12 protein-coding genes are annotated in these 17,564 nt (G+C 68.7%); 6 read left to right on the plus strand and 6 right to left on the minus strand.

The window, feature by feature from the left end; translation table 11 throughout:
* Positions 1-155: 155 nt before the first annotated feature.
* The 5 genes from leuC (at position 156) to M8231_RS02345 (ending at position 5,594) form a co-directional block, all read left to right on the plus strand.
* Positions 156-1,562, plus strand: a complete 1,407-nt coding sequence (gene leuC / locus M8231_RS02325) for a 3-isopropylmalate dehydratase large subunit (protein WP_249751332.1) — start codon at positions 156-158, stop codon at positions 1,560-1,562.
* On the plus strand, positions 1,555-2,139 hold the full coding sequence (leuD, locus tag M8231_RS02330; protein ID WP_249751331.1) for a 3-isopropylmalate dehydratase small subunit: 585 nt from the start codon (positions 1,555-1,557) through the stop codon (positions 2,137-2,139). The genes leuC and leuD overlap by 8 nt, the downstream gene beginning before the upstream one ends.
* Positions 2,139-3,245 carry a 3-isopropylmalate dehydrogenase gene (leuB, locus tag M8231_RS02335; RefSeq protein ID WP_249751330.1) on the plus strand — a complete coding sequence of 369 codons (1,107 nt, stop codon included), beginning with the start codon at positions 2,139-2,141 and terminating at the stop codon, positions 3,243-3,245. The genes leuD and leuB overlap by 1 nt, the downstream gene beginning before the upstream one ends.
* A 216-nt stretch (positions 3,246-3,461) precedes the next feature.
* Positions 3,462-4,808, plus strand: coding sequence for an ammonium transporter (locus M8231_RS02340; protein ID WP_283843796.1), 1,347 nt, complete (start codon positions 3,462-3,464; stop codon positions 4,806-4,808).
* A 93-nt stretch (positions 4,809-4,901) separates the two neighbouring features.
* On the plus strand, positions 4,902-5,594 hold the full coding sequence (locus M8231_RS02345) for a TorF family putative porin (RefSeq protein WP_249751329.1): 693 nt from the start codon (positions 4,902-4,904) through the stop codon (positions 5,592-5,594).
* A gap of 58 nt (positions 5,595-5,652) precedes the next feature.
* Here M8231_RS02345 and M8231_RS02350 read toward each other — a convergent pair whose 3' ends face one another.
* The 4 genes from M8231_RS02350 to M8231_RS02365 form a co-directional block, all read right to left on the minus strand.
* Positions 5,653-8,025 (minus strand): glucan 1,4-alpha-glucosidase, encoded by a 2,373-nt coding sequence (locus M8231_RS02350; RefSeq protein ID WP_249751328.1) that lies wholly within the window; start codon positions 8,023-8,025, stop codon positions 5,653-5,655.
* Positions 8,026-8,033: 8 nt separating this feature from the next.
* Positions 8,034-8,972 (minus strand): alpha/beta hydrolase, encoded by a 939-nt coding sequence (locus M8231_RS02355; RefSeq protein WP_250202153.1) that lies wholly within the window; start codon positions 8,970-8,972, stop codon positions 8,034-8,036.
* Positions 8,969-10,501, minus strand: a complete 1,533-nt coding sequence (locus M8231_RS02360) for an MFS transporter (RefSeq protein WP_249751326.1) — start codon at positions 10,499-10,501, stop codon at positions 8,969-8,971. The genes M8231_RS02355 and M8231_RS02360 overlap by 4 nt, the downstream gene beginning before the upstream one ends.
* A 148-nt stretch (positions 10,502-10,649) precedes the next feature.
* Positions 10,650-12,713, minus strand: coding sequence for a glycoside hydrolase family 97 protein (locus M8231_RS02365; protein WP_249751325.1), 2,064 nt, complete (start codon positions 12,711-12,713; stop codon positions 10,650-10,652).
* A 104-nt stretch (positions 12,714-12,817) separates the two neighbouring features.
* Between M8231_RS02365 and M8231_RS02370 the strand changes: the two genes are divergently transcribed.
* Positions 12,818-13,831: a LacI family DNA-binding transcriptional regulator gene (locus tag M8231_RS02370; RefSeq protein ID WP_249751324.1), complete on the plus strand. Its 1,014-nt coding sequence runs from the start codon at positions 12,818-12,820 to the stop codon at positions 13,829-13,831.
* Between the two features lie 8 nt (positions 13,832-13,839).
* Here M8231_RS02370 and M8231_RS02375 read toward each other — a convergent pair whose 3' ends face one another.
* Both M8231_RS02375 and M8231_RS02380 read right to left on the minus strand, forming a co-directional pair.
* Positions 13,840-15,477: an alpha-amylase family glycosyl hydrolase gene (locus tag M8231_RS02375; RefSeq protein ID WP_250202154.1), complete on the minus strand. Its 1,638-nt coding sequence runs from the start codon at positions 15,475-15,477 to the stop codon at positions 13,840-13,842.
* Positions 15,474-17,312, minus strand: coding sequence for an alpha-amylase family glycosyl hydrolase (locus M8231_RS02380; RefSeq protein ID WP_250202155.1), 1,839 nt, complete (start codon positions 17,310-17,312; stop codon positions 15,474-15,476). Before M8231_RS02380 ends, M8231_RS02375 begins: the two co-directional genes overlap by 4 nt.
* Positions 17,313-17,564 lie beyond the last annotated feature (252 nt).

Here is a 17,564-nt window from a genome sequence, read left to right on the forward strand (position 1 = left end):
ACGGGGGAGGGGGACCGCCCCCGGGTCTCGCCAGAGGCGAGCCCGAGGACAGGCTACACGGTGGAGGGGGCGACCCCACGCGCCGAGTCCGGGTTCGCCCCCTCCACCATGCTGCGCATGGTCCCCCTCCCCCGCTTCGCAGGGGAGGATCGCTGATGGCCCGCACCCTGTTCGACAAGGTCTGGGACGCCCATGTCGTGCGCCAGGAGACGGCCGAGACGCCCGGCGTGCTGTATATCGACCTGCATCTGGTGCACGAGGTCACCAGCCCGCAGGCCTTCAGCGAGATCGAGGCGCGCGGGCTGAAGGTCCGCCGCCCGGACCGCACCTACGCCACCCTGGACCATTCCACCCCGACCCTGCCGGCCGGGCCGGACGGCGCCAAGCCCTATGTCACCGCCCAGGCCGAGGCCCAGGTCCATACGCTGGAGCGGAACTGCGCCGCCCACGGCGTGCCCTTGGCGGGCTGGGGCTCGGACGATCGGGGCGTAGTCCATGTCATGGGGCCGGAGCTGGGCCTGACCCAGCCGGGCATGACGGTGGTCTGCGGCGACAGCCATACGGCGACGCACGGCGCCTTCGGGGCCCTGGCTTTCGGCATCGGCACCTCGGAAGTCGGCCATGTGCTGGCGACCCAGTGCCTGCTGCAGCGCAAGGCCAAGGCCATGCGGGTGACGGTGGGCGGCGAACTGCAGCCGGGCGTGTCGGGCAAGGACGTCGCCCTGGCCGTCATCGCCGCCATCGGCTTTGGCGGCGGCACCGGATACGTCATCGAATACGCCGGCGAGGCGGTGCGGTCGCTGGACATGGAAGGGCGAATGACCCTGTGCAACATGTCCATCGAGGCGGGCGCCCGCGCGGGCATGATCGCCCCGGACCAGACCACCATCGACTGGCTGCGCGGCCGCAAGCACGTCCCGACCGACTATGAGGCGGCCGCGGACGAATGGCTGAAGCTGGCGACCGATCCGGGCGCCGTCTTCGACAAGGAGGTCGTCATCGACGGCGCGGCCATCCGGCCGATGGCGACCTGGGGCACGACCCCGGACGCCGGGGCGCCGATCGGTTCGCCGGTGCCGCAGCCGCAGTCGGACAGCGACCGCAAGGCCATCGCCTATATGGGCTTCACCGCAGGCGAGGCGACGACCAGCCAGCCGGTGGACGTCGTCTTCATAGGTTCTTGCACCAACGGCCGCCTGCCCGATCTGCGCGCCGCCGCCGAGGTGCTGCGTGGGCGCAAGGTCAAGCCGGGCGTCCGGATGCTGGTGGTGCCGGGCTCCGAAGCCGTGCGTCGCGACGCCGAGGCGGAAGGGCTGGACCAGGTCTTCATCGCCGCCGGGGCCGAATGGCGCATTCCCGGCTGTTCGATGTGCATCGCCATGAACGGCGATTTCGTCGCGCCGGGGCAACTGGCGGTGTCGACCTCCAACCGCAATTTCGAGGGCCGCCAGGGCAAGGACGCCCGCACCATCCTGGCCAGCCCGGCGACGGCGGCGGCGACGGCGGTGGCCGGGGTGCTGACCGATCCGCGCGTCTATCTGAGCGAGGTGGAGCATGTCTGAACCGTTCCAGGTCCTGACGTCGAAGACGGTCACCCTCAGCCAGGCCAATATCGACACCGACCAGATCATTCCCGCGCGCTTCCTGACCACGACGACGCGCGAGGGGCTGGGCAAGGCCGCCTTCTACGACTGGCGCTACGAGGCGGACGGATCGGAAAAGCCCGAGGCGATCCTGAACCGCATCGACCCGACGGAGCACCGCATCCTGCTGGCGGGCCGCAACTTCGCCTGCGGATCGTCGCGCGAGCACGCACCCTGGGCGTTGCTGGACTATGGGTTTCGGGCGGTGATCTCGACCGAAATCGCTGACATTTTTACATCGAACGCGCTGAAAAACGGCCTTCTGCCCATCGTCGTCAGCCAGGCCGTGTGGGACGATCTGGCGTCGCAGCCGGACCAGCCGGTGACGATCGACCTCCAGGCGAACGAGATCCGGCGGGGCAATGCCCATCCCGTGCCGTTCGGGGTCGAATCCTTCGCCCGCCAATGCCTGCTGGACGGGGTGGACACCCTGGGCTGGCTGCAATCAAACCTGCCCGAGATCGAAGCCTTCGAGCGATCGAGAGAGACCGTCTGATGCCCCACGCCGCCCCCAAGACCTACACCATCGTCCTGCTGCCCGGCGACGGGGTCGGGCCCGAGGTGACGCGCGCCGCGCGCGATGTCCTGTCGGTCATCGGCGACTTCTACGGGCACGACTTCCAGTTCACCGAACACCTGATCGGCGGCGCCGCCATCGACGAGACGGGCGAGCCCCTGCCTGAGGCGACGCGGGCGGCCTGCGTGGCCGCCGACGCGGTGCTGCTGGGCGCGGTGGGCGGGCCGAAGTGGGACGGCGGCAAGGCGCGGCCCGAACAGGGGCTGCTGGCGATCCGCAAGGCCATGGGCCTGTTCGCCAACCTGCGGCCGCTGCAGGTCTCGCCGGTGCTGGCGCATCGGTCGCCGCTGAAGAAGGAGATCGTCGAGGGCGTCGATCTGATCGTCTTCCGCGAACTGACGGGCGGCGTCTATTTCGGTGAGAAGACCCGCGACGACAAGGGCGCGACCGACCTGTGCGAATATACGGTGGTCGAGATCGAGCGCGTCGCCCGCGCCGCCTTCCACACCGCCCGCCAGCGGCGCGGCAAGGTCACGTCCGTCGACAAGGCCAATGTGATGGAGACCAGCCGTCTGTGGCGCGAGGTGGTGACCCGCATCCACGCCGAGGAATTCCCCGAAATCCAGCTGGAGCACGCCCTGGTCGATTCCATGGCGATGCACCTGATCCGCAAGCCCCGCGAATACGACGTCATCCTGACCGAAAACATGTTCGGCGACATCCTGTCCGACGAGATTTCGGTGCTGGGCGGCTCCATCGGCCTGCTGCCTTCCGCCTCGCTGGGCGCGGAGGGCCCGGGCCTGTTCGAGCCGATCCACGGCTCGGCGCCGGACATCGCGGGCCAGGATCTGGCCAATCCGGTCGGGACCATCCTGTCGGCGGCCCTGCTGTTGCGTCACAGCCTGAAGCTGGAAGACGAGGCGGATTCCATCGAGGCGGCCGTCGCGGCGGTCCTGGCGGCGGGCGCGGTCACGGCCGACCTGGGCGGCGAACTGGGAACCCGCGCGGCGACCGAGGCCGTCATCGACGCCATCCGCGCCATCCACTGGGCAGCGGCGCACCGGGTGCAGATGCACTGGGCCTGACGCCCGATTCAGGCGCTGAATATCCTTTCGCGGAACGCCGATCCGCAGGGAAGGCCTTTCGGCCAAATCCCCGTTTCGCGCAAACATTATTCCGGCTTTAACTTTTGAGCCGTGAACGTTGCAAGAAAGTTGCACCGTTCACGGTCAAGCCTCTTGCGCGTTTCGCGAATGCGGTAAAAGTTCGCATCTGCGAGATTGCATAGGGGGTACTAGCTTATGTCGCAGGTCGGAAATCGACTCCTCGGGGCCGCGGGGCTCCTTCTTCCCACACTTTGTCTCTTCGGCGCGGGAGCGGCCGCCGCCCAGGACGCCGCGCCGGCTCTGCTGGGCCACCAGGCGGCGCTTGAGCTGGACGGCGCGGGCACCGCCTGGCTGGGCACGTCCACGGCGTTGGTGCTGCTGATGACCCTGCCGGGCCTGGCGCTGTTCTACGGCGGCATGGTGCGGCGCAAGAACGTGATCGCCACCATCACCCAGTCCGTCGGCGTCTTCGCCGTGGTGTCGCTGGTGTGGTTCATCGCCGGCTACAGCCTGGCCTTCGGCGCCAATCCGTCGGAGGGGCTTCAGCCCTTCATCGGCAGCCTGGACATGCTGTTCCTGAACAATGTGTCGCTGCAGACGGCCAACGGCCTGCTGCCGGGAATCCCCGAGTTCCTGTTCATCTCCTTCCAGATGACTTTCGCCATCATCACCCCGGCCCTAGTCACCGGCGCCTTCGCCGAGCGGATGAAGTATTCGGCGCTGCTGCTGTTCACGGCGCTCTGGTCGCTGCTGGTCTATGCGCCGATCTGCCACTGGGTCTGGGGCGGCGGCTTCCTGGGTTCGGCCGGCGTGCTGGACTTCGCCGGCGGTGCGGTCGTTCACGTCAACTCGGGCGTCGCGGGTCTGGTCTGCGCGATCTTCCTGGGCCGCCGCAAGGGCTACGGGGTCGAGCCGATCCTGGCGCACAACCCGGTCCTGACCATGATCGGAGCCTCGTTGCTGCTGGTCGGCTGGATCGGCTTCAACGCGGGCTCGGCCGGCGCCGCCAACGACCTGATGGGCGTGGCGCTGCTGAACACCATCCTGGCCGCCGCGGCCGCCGCCCTGACCTGGAAGGTCGTCGAATACATCGAGAAGAAGAAGGTCTCGCTGATCGGCATGCTGTCGGGCGTGGTGGCGGGCCTGGTCGCCATCACCCCGGCCGCCGGCTTCGTCGATCCGAAGGGCGCGGTCATCATCGGCCTGATCGCCGGCCCGGTCTGCTACGCCTCGTCGGTGTGGATCAAGAAGCTGCTGCGCTACGACGACTCGCTGGACGCCTTCGGCATCCACGGCGCGGGCGGCCTGATCGGCGCCCTGCTGACCGGCGTGTTCGCCTCGACCGCGATCAACAGCCTGTCGGAAGGCGCCAACATCGGCGCCCAGGCCTATGGCCTGATCGGCACCATCATCTACAGCGCCGTGGGCACCCTGGTGATCCTGTTCATCTGCAAGTTCACCACCGGCCTGCGCGTCAGCGAGGCGGAAGAGACCGCCGGCCTTGACACCTCGCTGCACGGCGAGGCGCTGGAGAGCGTCTGACGCCCTCAATCCCGGGGCGCGGCTCTCCCCGCGTCCCGGATCCCGCCACGCGCGGGCTCTCTCGACAACAATCATAAACAAGGGGATTCTGTAATGAGCGTAGCTAAGTTCCGCATGGCCGCCCTGGCGATCGCCGCCGGCCTGGTCTCGCTGGCGGCGCCGGCCTCGGCCCAGACGGACGTGGATGTCGCCTTCAACGTCGGCGTGGTCAGCGACTATGTCTTCCGCGGCGCCAGCCAGACCGACGAGGAGCCGGCCATCCAGGGCGGTATCGACCTCACCGCCGGCGGCTTCTACGCCGGCGTCTGGGGCTCCAACGTCGACTTCTTCGACGACACCGACGCCGAGGTCGACGTCTACGGCGGCTTCCGGGGCGAGGCGGGCGGCTTCGCCCTGGACGGCGGCGTCATCTACTACGCCTACGTCAACGAGCCGGGCGCCGCCGACTACAGCTACACCGAGTTCAAGCTGGCGGCGTCGCGCGCGGTCGGTCCCGCCAGCGTCGGCGCGGCGGTCTATTATTCACCGGACTTCTTCGGCGTGGACGAGACCGCGACCTATTACGAGGTCAACGGCAGCTTCGCGCCGATGGACAAGCTGACGGTCTCGGGCGCGGTGGGCCAGCAGACGCTGGACGTGTCGGACGACTATGTGACCTGGAACATCGGGGCGACCTACGCCCTGACGGACAATCTGGCGATCGACGTCCGCTATCACGACACGGACGTGGACGGCGTCGCAGCCTATGAGGACCGCATCGTCGGCGGCCTGAAGGTCGTCTTCTGACGACCGATCCCGTCGGATCGAAAGGGGCCCCGGAGAGCGATCTCCGGGGCCCTTGTCGTTACCGGGCGTAGCGATCCTCGACCGCCTTGTAGCGGTCCCAGACCTTGCCGTCGGCCAGCGACCGAAGCAGCTTCAGATACTCCGCATGGGTCCAGGCCAGGGGCGTGGCCGAGTCGTTGTTCTGGCCCAGCACGTAGTCGTTCTCGGTCGGGTTTCCGACGCCGTCCCACACCTGCTCCGACAGCATCAGGCCGTCGTTGGCGAACCGCTCCATGCCGCGCACATAGGTCTGGCGGATGGCGTCGATATCGGATTGCGAAGGGGTTCCGTTCACGCTGGCGCGCGCCAGCTCATAGTGACCGCGCTCGCCGGTGAAGAAGGGCCAGACGCGGCCGCGCTGGCCGGGGCTCATCTCGCCGCCGACGCCGTAGTTGGCCCCGGTCCGCCAGTCCTCGCCATAGCCGTCGACGCCATAGCGGCGCCAGCCGGGCGTGGTGTCGCCCTCGGGGCCGAAGTCGTAGCGGACGCGGTACAGGTCTTCGAGGCTCTGGTCGTCATAGACGGGCAGGGTCTCGACGATGTGGGGGTCGTCGGCCTTGCGGACCCCATAGCGCACCAGTTCCAGGAAGCCGCCGTCGACGACGCGGTCCTCCTGCGGGGCGATCTGGCCGTTGGCGGCGCCGATGGCGGCCTTGTCGTTCGGGTTCTCGTTCTGGGTGATGCGGATGAAATAGCGCCCGTCGCCGAAGTCGCCGTTGGTGGTGAACATCCGCGCTTCGATCTTGGCGGCGTAGTCGTCGGCGGCGGCCTGGTAGCGGTTCGCATCGGCAGCGTCGCCCGCGGCCCGCGCCATCTCGGCGGCGACGGTCAGGCCCGCGACCACGGCGGCGGTGGTGGAGGGGGAATAGCCCTGCTGCTCCTCCCAGCGTTCCTGCTGGGTGAAGGGCGGCCTGATCTCGGCGTCGTTCCAGAGCAGACCCACCTTGCCGCCGTCGACCAGGAAGTCGGCGGCCGGCTTCAGCATGGACCGGAAGTGGTCGGCCATCTCGGCGTCCGACAGCCAGCCCAGCTTCCACAGGCGATAGCCCAGCATGATCGGCATGGCCGTCTGGTCCAGCTGGACCGCGACCCATTCCAGTTCGCCGTCGACATGGGTCTTCTGCAGGAACCAGCCGCCGACGCCGGTGTTGCCCGGCGTGTCCGCGCCCACCTGCACCTGGGGCAGATAGTTGAAGGCCGCCAGCGGCGTCTCCCTGTCGCCCAGCGCCGCCAGGGCCATGGCCACCTGGTAGAAGTCGCGCGGCCAGACGGCCTTGTAGCCGGTCGAGGACTTGGAGGCGTCGACCGTGTCGCCCCACGGGTTCGACAGGCTGGCGATCAGGGCGCCGGCGTGGGTGCGATCCTCCTGAACCTTCAGCATCAGGGCCGAGGCGTAGGCCAGCTTGCCGCCGTCGGTCGCCTGCTGCGCAATGCGCGGCAGTTCGGTCAGCGAGGCCACGTAGTCGCGCCAGCCCACGCGGTCGCCTTCGCCGACGAAGCGGGCCAGAACCTCGTCCAGGCCGGTCTGGAACGATCCGTCCGCCGCCGCCTGGGCCGCCTCGGCGCTGTCGCCGAAGCCGATGACGAAGTCGCGCGTCAGGGTCTGGCCCATGCGCAGCGTCGGCAAGGCGCCGGTCATCAGGGTGTTTCCGGTCGCGTCGCCGGTGGAGGCGTAGGTCCAGTCCAGCTTGCCGTCGCGCAGGTCGGTCAGGCCGTCCGAGACGCCGACGAAGCCGACGCTGGCCGCCTCGAAGGCGTCGGACGGCTTCAGGACAAGGTGCGTGTCGCCCTCCCAGGCGTGGAAGGCGTCGCGCGTGACGCGGCCCTGGTCGTCCACGCCGGTGTTGGCGATGTGCGGCTCCAGCAGCAGATAGGGGGTGATCTCGCCGCTGAGCGCCTTGATCTCGACGCGCAGGACCAGGGCGTTGCGGTCCGGGTCGCTGTAGATGCGCTTGACGATCTCGTAGCGGCCGGACGTGTCGCGGGTGGTGATCCGATAGGCCGGGGCCAGCGGGCGGCCCTGATCGTCGACGTCGATGTATTCGGTGCGGGCGGTGGTGTCGTCGCCTTCCAGCGACAGGCCTTCCGGCGTGACCAGGGCGAAGCGCAGCGCCTTGATCTGCGCCTCGTGGATCAGGCCGTACATGGTCTCGGTCAGGACGCCGTCGGCGATGGAATACCAGACCTTGGACACCGCGCCGGTCGGGCCGCCGTCGCGGTACTGGCCGTCGACATAGGCTTCGTAGGACGATCCTGCGCCGGTCTTGGCGGCGCTGGACCAGACGGGCGCGTCGCCCGGCGCGCCCGGGGCGACGCCCGATTGGGCCGCGGCGGCCGAGGCGAGGGCCAGTCCGGCGGCGCCGGCCAGGCAGAAAGTCTTGAGATTACGCATGCAGGTCCTCACGAGGTTTGCGTGGGGCGGGGGGAAAGAAGGAAGGTCAGCGGCACGTCCAGCCGGCCGTTCCACGAGGCTTCATTGTGCTGGGCGCCGGGGAACAGCAGGCTCTGGAAGCGGCCCGGGCCATAGCCGGCGTCGCGGAAGACGCGGTCGATCCGCGTCTGGAACTGGCCGTAGAACTGATCCAGCGTCTCGTCGCCGCGATCGAAGTAGAAGCGGTGCGCGCCGGCGGGCGGCAGGCCGGCGGCGATGACGCCGGTCCAGGCCGTGACCAGCCGTTCGCGCCAGGCGTCCAGCGCCGGGCCGGGCTCCAGTCCCTGGACCTTCAGCGGCCAGTGGGTCGACAGGCAGGCGGCGGCCGAGAAGACGTCGGGCCGCTTCATCACCGCCTGCATCGAGATCAGCCCGCCCATGCTGGAGCCGCTGATCGTCGTGTCCTGCGGTCCGGTCAGGGTGCGATAGGTCCGGTCGACGAAGGGTTTCAGCTCGTCGGTCAGGAAGCGCAGATAGCCGTCCGACAGCGGCGGGCCGCCGTAGATGGCCTGGACCTCGTCGCGCATGTCGGCGGGCAGGGCCGCGATCAGGTCGCTGGGCAGGTATTCGCGCAGGCGCAGGTCGGTGTTCCAGACGCCGACGACGATGGGGGCGCGCACCTGGCCGCCGGCGATCAGCCGGTCCAGATGCTCGTCCACGCCCCATTCGCCGAAGTTGGCGGTCGCCGCGTCGAACAGGTTCTGGCCGTCGTGCATGTAGAGCACGGGATAGCGGTCGTCGGACGCATCGTAGCCGGGCGGCAGCCAGACCGAGACGTTGCGGGCCTTGGCGTGTGCGGAGGCCATCGCCTCGTGCAGCACCAGCCGGCCGGCCGTCGGCGTCTCGGCCCGCGCCGCGCCGGCGAAGGGCAGGGCGGCGGTCAGGGCCAGCAGGGTGCGGCGGTTCATGCGCGGTGCTCCCTGACCAGAAGCGCGCTGATGGCGGCCAACACGAAGGAGACGGCGCCCAGCACCAGGGCCCAGATGGCCTGGCCGTCGAACAGGCTGCGCAGGATCAGGCCCAGGACGGTCGCCGCCAGCAGCTGGGGCACGACGATGAAGATGTTGAAGACGCCCATATAGACGCCCATCTTCCGGTCCGGCACCGCCGCCGACAGGATGGCGTAGGGCATGGAGACGATCGAGGCCCAGGCGAAGCCGACGCCGATCATCGGCAGCCACAGCAGGCCCGGATCGCGAATGGCGAAGACGCCGAACAGGCCGACGGCCCCCAGCAGCAGCATGACCGCGTGGGTCGCCTTTCGGCCGATGCGTTTGGCGACGACCGGCAGGGCGAAGGCGGCCAGCGCCGCGACGCCGTTATAGACGCCCATCAGCACCCCGACCCAGTCCGCGCCCTCGGCATAGGCGGCCGAAGTGGTGTCGGTGGTTCCGTAATGGACGCTGGTCACGGCGGCGGTGGCGTAGATCCACATCGCGAACAGGGCGAACCAGCTGAAGAACTGGACCACGGCCAGGCCGCGCATGGTCGCCGGCATGCGGAAGATGTCGTTCAGGATCTCGGTGGCGGCGTTGGTCATGCCGCGCCGCTGCATCATGCCGACCGCGATCATCAGCAGGCCGAAGCCGGCGACGAAGCCGGCCAGGATCAGCAGCTCCTTCTCCAGATCCAGCGCGCCGATCAGGACGAAACCCAGCAGGCCGGCGACGGCGCAGCCCAGGCCCGCGCCCAGCCAGCCGCGCACCGACTTGGCGGGCGGTTCGGCGACATCGTCGACGGGCGCGGCGCCGCCAAGGCGGGCGCGCTCGAAGGCGGCGATCTGTTCGGGGCTGTATTCCCGCGTGCTCAGCACCGTCCACAGCACGGCGGCGAACAGGCCGATCGCCCCGACGTAGAAGGCGATCTTGACCGACAGCGGCACGACGCCCGCCTCGGCCGTGGAGACCACCCCGAAGACGTTCGACAGCAGCCACGGCAGGACCGAGGCGAACACCGCCCCCGCGCCGATGAAGAAGCTCTGCATCGCATAGCCGGCGGTGCGCTGTTCCTCCGGCAGGTTGTCGCCGACGAAGGCGCGGAACGGCTCCATGGTGATGTTGATCGAGGCGTCCATGATCCACAGCATGGCCGCGGCGAACCACAGGCTGGGGCTGTTGGGCATGGCGATCAGCGCCAGGGTGGTCAGGATCGCTCCGACCATGAAATAGGGGCGGCGACGCCCGAACCGCGTCCATGTCCGGTCGCTGAAATGGCCGATGATCGGCTGGACCAGCAGGCCCGTCAGGGGCGCGGCGATCCACAGGATCGCCAGCGCGTCGACCTCGGCGCCCAGGGTCTGGAAGATGCGGCTGGTGTTGGCGTTCTGCAGGCCGAAGCCGATCTGAATGCCGAAGAAGCCGACGCACATGTTCCAGATCGCCAGGCCGGACAGGCGCGGGCGATGGGCGTGGATCAGTTCGGGCGTCGCGCTGCTCATGCCGAAATGACCCTCGTCATTCCGGGGCGGGCGAAGCCCGAACCCGGAAGCCAGGAGGACATCACCACTCTGTCCCTCCCATCAGGGACGCAGTTCTGGGTGCCGGGTTCTTCGCTGCGCAAAGCCCTGGAATGACGGAGGAGGCGGTTCATCGACGGCGACGCCCCACCGGCACGAAGCGGATGGCCTGGCCGCCGCCGGGGGCCAGGGCCAGGGTGAGCGTGTCAGCCGAGGTGACTTCGCGCTGTTCGATGACGATGTCCTCGCGCTTGCCCTTGTAGTCGGCGTCCGGGCCGTCGCGGTAGATTTCGGCGCGGTAGCGGCGGCCGGCGTCCAGGAAGTCCAGGTCCGCCGTCAGGACGCGGGGGTTCTCGTCGGTGATGGCGCCCAGGGCCCAGATGTCCGAGCCGCGTTCCTTGCGGGCGATGACGACGTAGTCGCCCATCTCGGCGGCCAGGGTGCGGCTCTCTTCCCAGTCCACCGGCACGTCCTTGATGAACTGGAACGGGCCGGGATTGGCCTCGTAGTTGACCAGCAGGTCGGCGGCCATCTGGATCGGGCTGTAGATGACGACGTAATAGGCCAGCTGCTTGGCCCAGGTCGTCTGGATGCCCTGCGGACTGCGCGTCTCCATGCCGAAGATGCCGGGCGTGTAGTCCATCGGCCCGGCCAGCAGGCGGGTGAAGACCAGGTTCGGGACGTGCTCGGGCGGGTTCGACGGATTGCCCCAGGCCGAATATTCCATGCCGCGCTGCCCCTCGCGGCTGATGATGTTCGGATAGGTCCGGCGCAGGCCCGTGTCCTTGAACGGCTCGTGGGCGTTGATCGCCACCTTGTGCCGGGCGCCGACCTCGACGACCTTCATGTGGTGCTGGGCCATCGCCTGGCTCTCGTGCCAGGCCATGACCATCCGGCCGTCGGGCCCGGCGACACGGGCGCCCTGCGCGTCCGCGACATAGCCGGTCTTCACCGAATGGACGCCCAGCCGCTCGTACAGCGCCATCGCCGGTTCCAGCTGCTGCTCGTAGTGGAAGGCGTTGCCGCCGGTCTCGTGGTGGCCGATCAGCTGCACGCCCTTGGCGCGGGCGTGGGCGCAGACCGCCTCGATGTCGAAGTCGGGATAGGGTTCGGTGAAGCTGAAGTCCGCGCCGTTGGCGAACCACTGGCCGTCCCAGCCCTTGTTCCAGCCTTCCACCAGCACCCCGCCGAAGCCGTGCTCGGCCGCGAAGTCGATGTGCTTGATCGTGTTCTCGGTGGTGGCGCCGTGCTTGGGGCCGGAACCCCAGGTCTTCAACTCCAGGTGCATCTCCCACCAGACGCCGACGTATTTCATCGGCTTGAACCAAGACACGTCGCCCAGCTTGTTGGGCTCGTTCAGGTTCAGGATCAGGCTGGAATCGATCAGGCCCGCGCCGGTGTCGGCGATCTGCAGCGTGCGCCACGGGGTGTTGAACGGCGCCTGGCGAACCACGGCCGCATTGGTCAGGCCGGGCGTCAGCTGGGCGCGGAAGTTCGTGCCCTCCGACCGGCGCAGGTTCATGCCGGCGTAGTCGACGCAGGCGGCCTCGTGGATCGAGACGTGCAGGCCGGACCGGCCCTTGACCGTCATCGGGGTCTGGGCGCTGCCGATCGCGTCGACCGGCGTGCGGTTGTAGAGGTATTCCTCGCGGTTCCACTCCCAGGCCGGACACCACAGGGCCTCGCCGTTTTCGGCCAGGTTGAACTCGGTGATCTCGGAACCGATGCGGACGGTCTTCAACGCCGGCTGGTCCGGGAATTCATAGCGGAAGCCCAGGCCGTCGTCATAAAGGCGGAAGACCACGTCCACGCGGCGCTGCAGGCCGCCGGCCTCGGCATAGGTCACGCGCCATTCGTTGTAGTGGTTGCGGATGACGCGGCGCTCGCCCCAGGGCTGCTCCCAGGTCTCGTCCACCGTGACCGGCTGGCCGGCGGTGATCGCCAGGCCGCGCTCGATGGCGGGGGCGTCGGTCAACAGGAAGCCCAGCTTGGACGGCGCGACGACCGGACGGCCCTGGCGCATCACCGAATACATCGGGCGGCCGTCGTTGTCGGTGAAGGCCTCGACCGTCAGCATCCCGCCGGGCGAGCTGGCGCGGGCGTGGGCGGGCGTGGTCTGGGCCCGGACGCCGGTGGCGCCGAAGGCCAGGATCGAGACGCCGCCAAGGGCCAGGAAGGATCTGCGCTTCATCATGGGAATCTCCGTTACGCCGCCTCTTGCCAACCGTCGCGAACGGTGGCTGAAATATTTGCAGAAAAATTTGCAGCGCCGAAACGCTGTCGTGAGGATCCGCGACCTTGAGCCGCAAGACGACCCGCCTGGAAGACATCGCGCGCCTGGCCGGCGTGTCCATCGCCACGGCTTCCAGGGCGCTGAACGACAATCCCGCCGTCAACGACCGCACCAAGCAGCTGATCTGGAAACTGGCCAAGGAGCACGACTACCCCTTCCGCCGCCATATGCCGGCCGGCCCGATCGGGGCGCAGGGGACCATCGCCCTGGTGACGCCGCGTCCTCAGGGGCGGGAAGGGCGCCTCTCGGATCCCTTCTTCCTGGAGCTTCTGGCCGGGGTGGGCGAGGCGGCGCGCGAACGCGGCTGCGACCTGCTGATGAGCCATATCTCGCCGGCCAACTACGAGGAGCTGTCGGCGGCGCTGAACACCAGCCGGGCGGACGGCGTGATCTTCCTGGGTCAGTCCAGCCTGCATTCGGCCTTCAACCGGCTGGTGGACGCCGACCATCGCTTCGTCGTCTGGGGCGCCGAACTGCCGGAACAGGACTACTGCTCCATCGGCTCGGACAACATCTCGGGCGGCCGGCGCGCGACCCTGCATCTGGCGCGACTGGGCCGCGAACGCATCGTCTTCCTGGGCGACCTGGACCCGCCCGAGGCCATGCAGCGCCACCGGGGCTATCTGGACGCAATGGGCCAGGCGGGGCTGTCGGTCGACGCCGAGCTGATCGTGCCCGCCCACTTCGAGGTGGAGTCGGCCGAGGCGTCGGTCGACGCCCTGATCCGGCGCGGCGTCGCCTTCGACGGCGTGGTCGCCGCCTCCGACCAGATCGCCCTGGGCGCCGTGCGCGCCCTGCTGCACGCGGGGATCGACGTGCCCGGCCAGGTGTCGGTCATCGGCTTCGACAATGTGCCGTTCAGCCGCTATTCGCGCCCGGCCCTGTCCACCATCGCCCAGGACACGATGAAGGCCGGACGGCTGATGGTCTCCAAGCTGCTGGATCATGGCGGCGCGACCGCCGGCCGTTCCGAGCGCGTTCCGACCGAACTGATCGTTCGCGAGACCTGCGGCGGCTGATCCGGCCATCAGACCGCGAACAACAGGCCGGCTAGAGGCGCCAGCCTCGATCCGTCGGCCTCGCTCCAGTTGACCGCCTCGATGCGGCGCGCGCCCGCGGGCGGGGTCCAATCGACAGGCTGATGGCCCAGGTTGAAGACGCACAGCAGCCGCTCGCCGCCGTCCGCGCGCTCGAACCGTTCGAACACCAGCACATCGGCGGCCTGGATCAGGTCCAGCCCGCCGTAGCGCAGGGCCGGATGGGCGTGGCGCAGGGCGATCAGACGGCGCGCCACGTGCAGGGTCGCCTCGGGATCGGCCTCCTGCGCGTCGACGGCCATCTTCAGGTGCCGAGGGTCGACCGGCAACCAGGGCTCGACGGCGGAGAAGCCGGCGTTGGGCGCTGATGCGGTCCAGGGGATCGGCGTGCGGGCGCCGTCCCGGCCCAGGGTCTGGGGCCAGTTGGCGATGGCCTCCGGATCGACCAGCCGCTCGAACGGCACCTCGGCCTGGGGCAGGCCCAGCTCCTCGCCCTGATAGACGAAGACATTGCCGCGCAGGCACATCAGCAGCAGCAGGGCCATCTCGGCGAAGGCCTTTTCGTCGCGGCCTTGCGCCCAACGCGACACCGCGCGCGGGGCGTCGTGATTGGAGAAGGTCCAGGACGGCCAGCCCTCGCCCTGCCGATCCGGCCACATGCCGTCGCCCAGGCCGATCAGTTCGCTGCGCAGCGTGTCGGCGTAGAGGTACAGGAAGCCGTAGGCGGAATGCAGCCGGTCGGACCCGGCGGTGTATTCCTTCATCTCGCGATCGGCGTGGTCGCCGCCGACCTCGGCCACGGTGAAGCGGCCGTCATAGCTGTCGGTCAGGGCCCGGATGCGGTTCAGGAAGCCGATGATCTCCGGCTGGCTCTGGTTGTGGATCTTGTCTTGGAAGTCGAAGGGCCGGGTGCGCTTCTTGCCGTCGTTGATCGGCGGATTGTCGGTCAGCTTCGGGTCGTGGATGGCGAAGTTGATGGCGTCTAGGCGGAAGCCGTCCACGCCCCGATCCAGCCAGAAGCGGGCGGCGGCGATCAGGGCGTCCTGGACCTCGGGGTTGCGCACGTTCAGCTGGGGCTGCGAAGCCAGGAAGTTGTGCATGTAGTACTGGCCGCGCCGCGCATCCCACGTCCAGGCCGGGCCGCCGAACACCGACTGCCAGTTCGACGGCGGCGAGCCGTCCGGCTTGGCGTCGGCCCAGACGTACCAGTCGGCGTGCCTGGCCGTCTTCGACGCGCGGCTGTCGATGAACCACGGGTGTTCGTCCGACGTATGCGAGAACACCTGATCGATGACGACCTTCAGGCCCAGCGCGTGGGCGCGGGCGACCAGGGCGTCGAAATCGGCCAGGGTCCCGAAGATCGGATCGACGTCGCAATAGTCCGAGACGTCGTAGCCGAAGTCCTTCATCGGCGACTTGAAGAAGGGCGACAGCCAGACGCCGTCGACGCCCAGGGACGCGACGTGATCCAGATGGTCGGCGACGCCCTTCAGGTCGCCGACGCCGTCGTCGTTCGAATCGGCGAAGCTGCGCGGATAGATCTGGTACAGGACCGCGCCCCGCCACCATTCGTGCGCTAGGTCAGGCGCGGCGGCGGCCGTGGACAAATCGAGGGGCTGGGCGGTCACGGCACGCTCTTGCAGACGAGGTAATCGAGGGGGGGGACGCTGACGGAGACGCTGGCCGGCGCCGAGGATTCGGGCGCGCAGTCGCCGCGCAGAGCCTGCCACCGAAGCGAGGTCGGCTCCACCTCGACCTGGGCCGTGACGGGCGCGGTCGAACTGTTGAACAGGACCAGGATCTCGGCGCCGGCGTCGTCCAGGCGCGACAGGGCGAACAGGCCGGGCGCGTCGCCGTAGGCGCGCACCACCTGGCGGCCGCGTCGCAGGGCGGGTTCGGCGGCGCGGATGCGGGCCATCTCGGCGATGGCGCGGTACAGCGGCGCCTGGGTGGAATAGGCGGGCTGGCGACCGCCGATGGGCGTCGTGTCGCGATAGACCGGCGTCTGGCTGTCCCACATGTCCTGGCGCGAATTGCCGTACCCGCCCGCGCCGGCGAAGCCCTGCTCGTCGCCATAATAGAGGGTCGGCACGCCCCGGCTGAACATCATCAGGGCATGGGCCAGCTTGATCCGCGCCAGCAGTTCGGCGTCGTCGGCGTCCGGATTGGCCTGTTTCACTAAGAAGCCGACGCGGCCCATGTCGTGATTGCCCAGGAAGGTCGGCAGGATGGCGGCGGTGTCGGCCCCCTTGGCGTAGAGGGCGTCTGCGTCGAACAGCTTGGCCAGGGCGTCGCCGCCCGTCTTGCCGGCGGCGAAGTCGGTCGCCTGCTTCTGGAAGGGGAAGTCCAGCACGGCGGGATAGTCGTCGACCCGCGTGAACCGGGCCGTCACCGCCGGATCGGGATCATAGACCTCGCCGAAGATGTGGAAGTTGGGAATGCCCTTCGCCTCGGCCCGCGCCAGCATGGCGGGAATGAAGGCCTGCCAGAACTCCGGGTTCACGTGGCGGGCGGTGTCGATGCGGAAGCCGTCGACGCCGTATTTGTCGATCCAGCCGCCGAAGACGTCGATCATGCCCTGGACGACCACGGGATCCTCGGTCAGCAGGTCGTCCAGGCCGGCGAAGTCGCCGTCCAGGCCGCTCTCGCCCGCGAAGGTGCTTTCGCCCCGGTTATGGTAGTGGATCGGGTCGTTCAGCCAAGCCGGAACCTTGGCGTTCTCCTCGCCCGCCGGGACGTAGGGGGTGTAGGCGTAGTCCGGGCGGGTCAGGCGCGAGAAGTCGCGGCCGTCGAAGCCCTCGTTGATCGGCGCCCCGTCCACGCCGCCCCGTCGGGTGTAGGGATAGTCGGCGCGGCTGCGATAGGCGCAGCGGCCCTCGGGGCATTCGCGATACTGGATGACGTCGGCGGTGTGGTTGGCGACGATGTCCAGATAGACCTTCATGCCTCGCGCATGGGCGGCGTCGACCAGGGCGCGCATCGCCGCCTCGTCGCCGAAGTGCGGATCGACCGCGGTGAAGTCCGTGATCCAATAGCCGTGGTGCGCCGCGCCGGTGTAGTTTCCGTGGCTCTGCACCGGCTTGTTCTTGAAGATCGGGGCCAGCCAGACGGCGGTCGCGCCCAGGCCCTGGATGTAGTCCAGCCGTCGGGTCAGGCCGGCCAGATCGCCGCCGTGGTAGAAGTCGGTGTCCGAGGGGTCGAAGCCGCTGACCAGTCGCTCGGGCGCATAGCCGCCGTGGTCGTTGGACGGATCGCCATTGGCGAAACGGTCGGGCAGGAGAAAATAGATCACCTCGTCCTGCGGCGGACGCTGGCGAAGGGCGGCGACCGGGTCGCCGACGGCCTGGGCCTGAACGGGCGCGCGAGGCTGAGCGGGAACCTGAGCCTGGGTCGCCGTCGCGCCGCAGGCCGTCGCCAGGGCCGCCAGCGCGCATAGTCCGCTGTTCAATCGATTGCGCCGCATCGGTTTTCCTCCTGCCTGGTCAGTGCAAAGCCTTCCAAGTCGATTTGCAAGATTTTGCAGTCCTGCCGCCGCCTGTCAACGCGCGTAAAAAATGCTGCAACGCACACATAGCGTGGCAATGCGTCGCAACATCCCGAAGAAACGGGGTGCGGACGCCCGGGCGAACATGACGAATTTCCAGCAGCAAGATTACCGGCTTGCAATGTGCAATCAGATTTGCATATTTTTGCGACGGCTTCCGGTTGCGACATT

The organism is Brevundimonas albigilva, from assembly GCF_023573565.1.
GTDB classification, from domain to species: Bacteria; Pseudomonadota; Alphaproteobacteria; order Caulobacterales; family Caulobacteraceae; genus Brevundimonas; species Brevundimonas albigilva.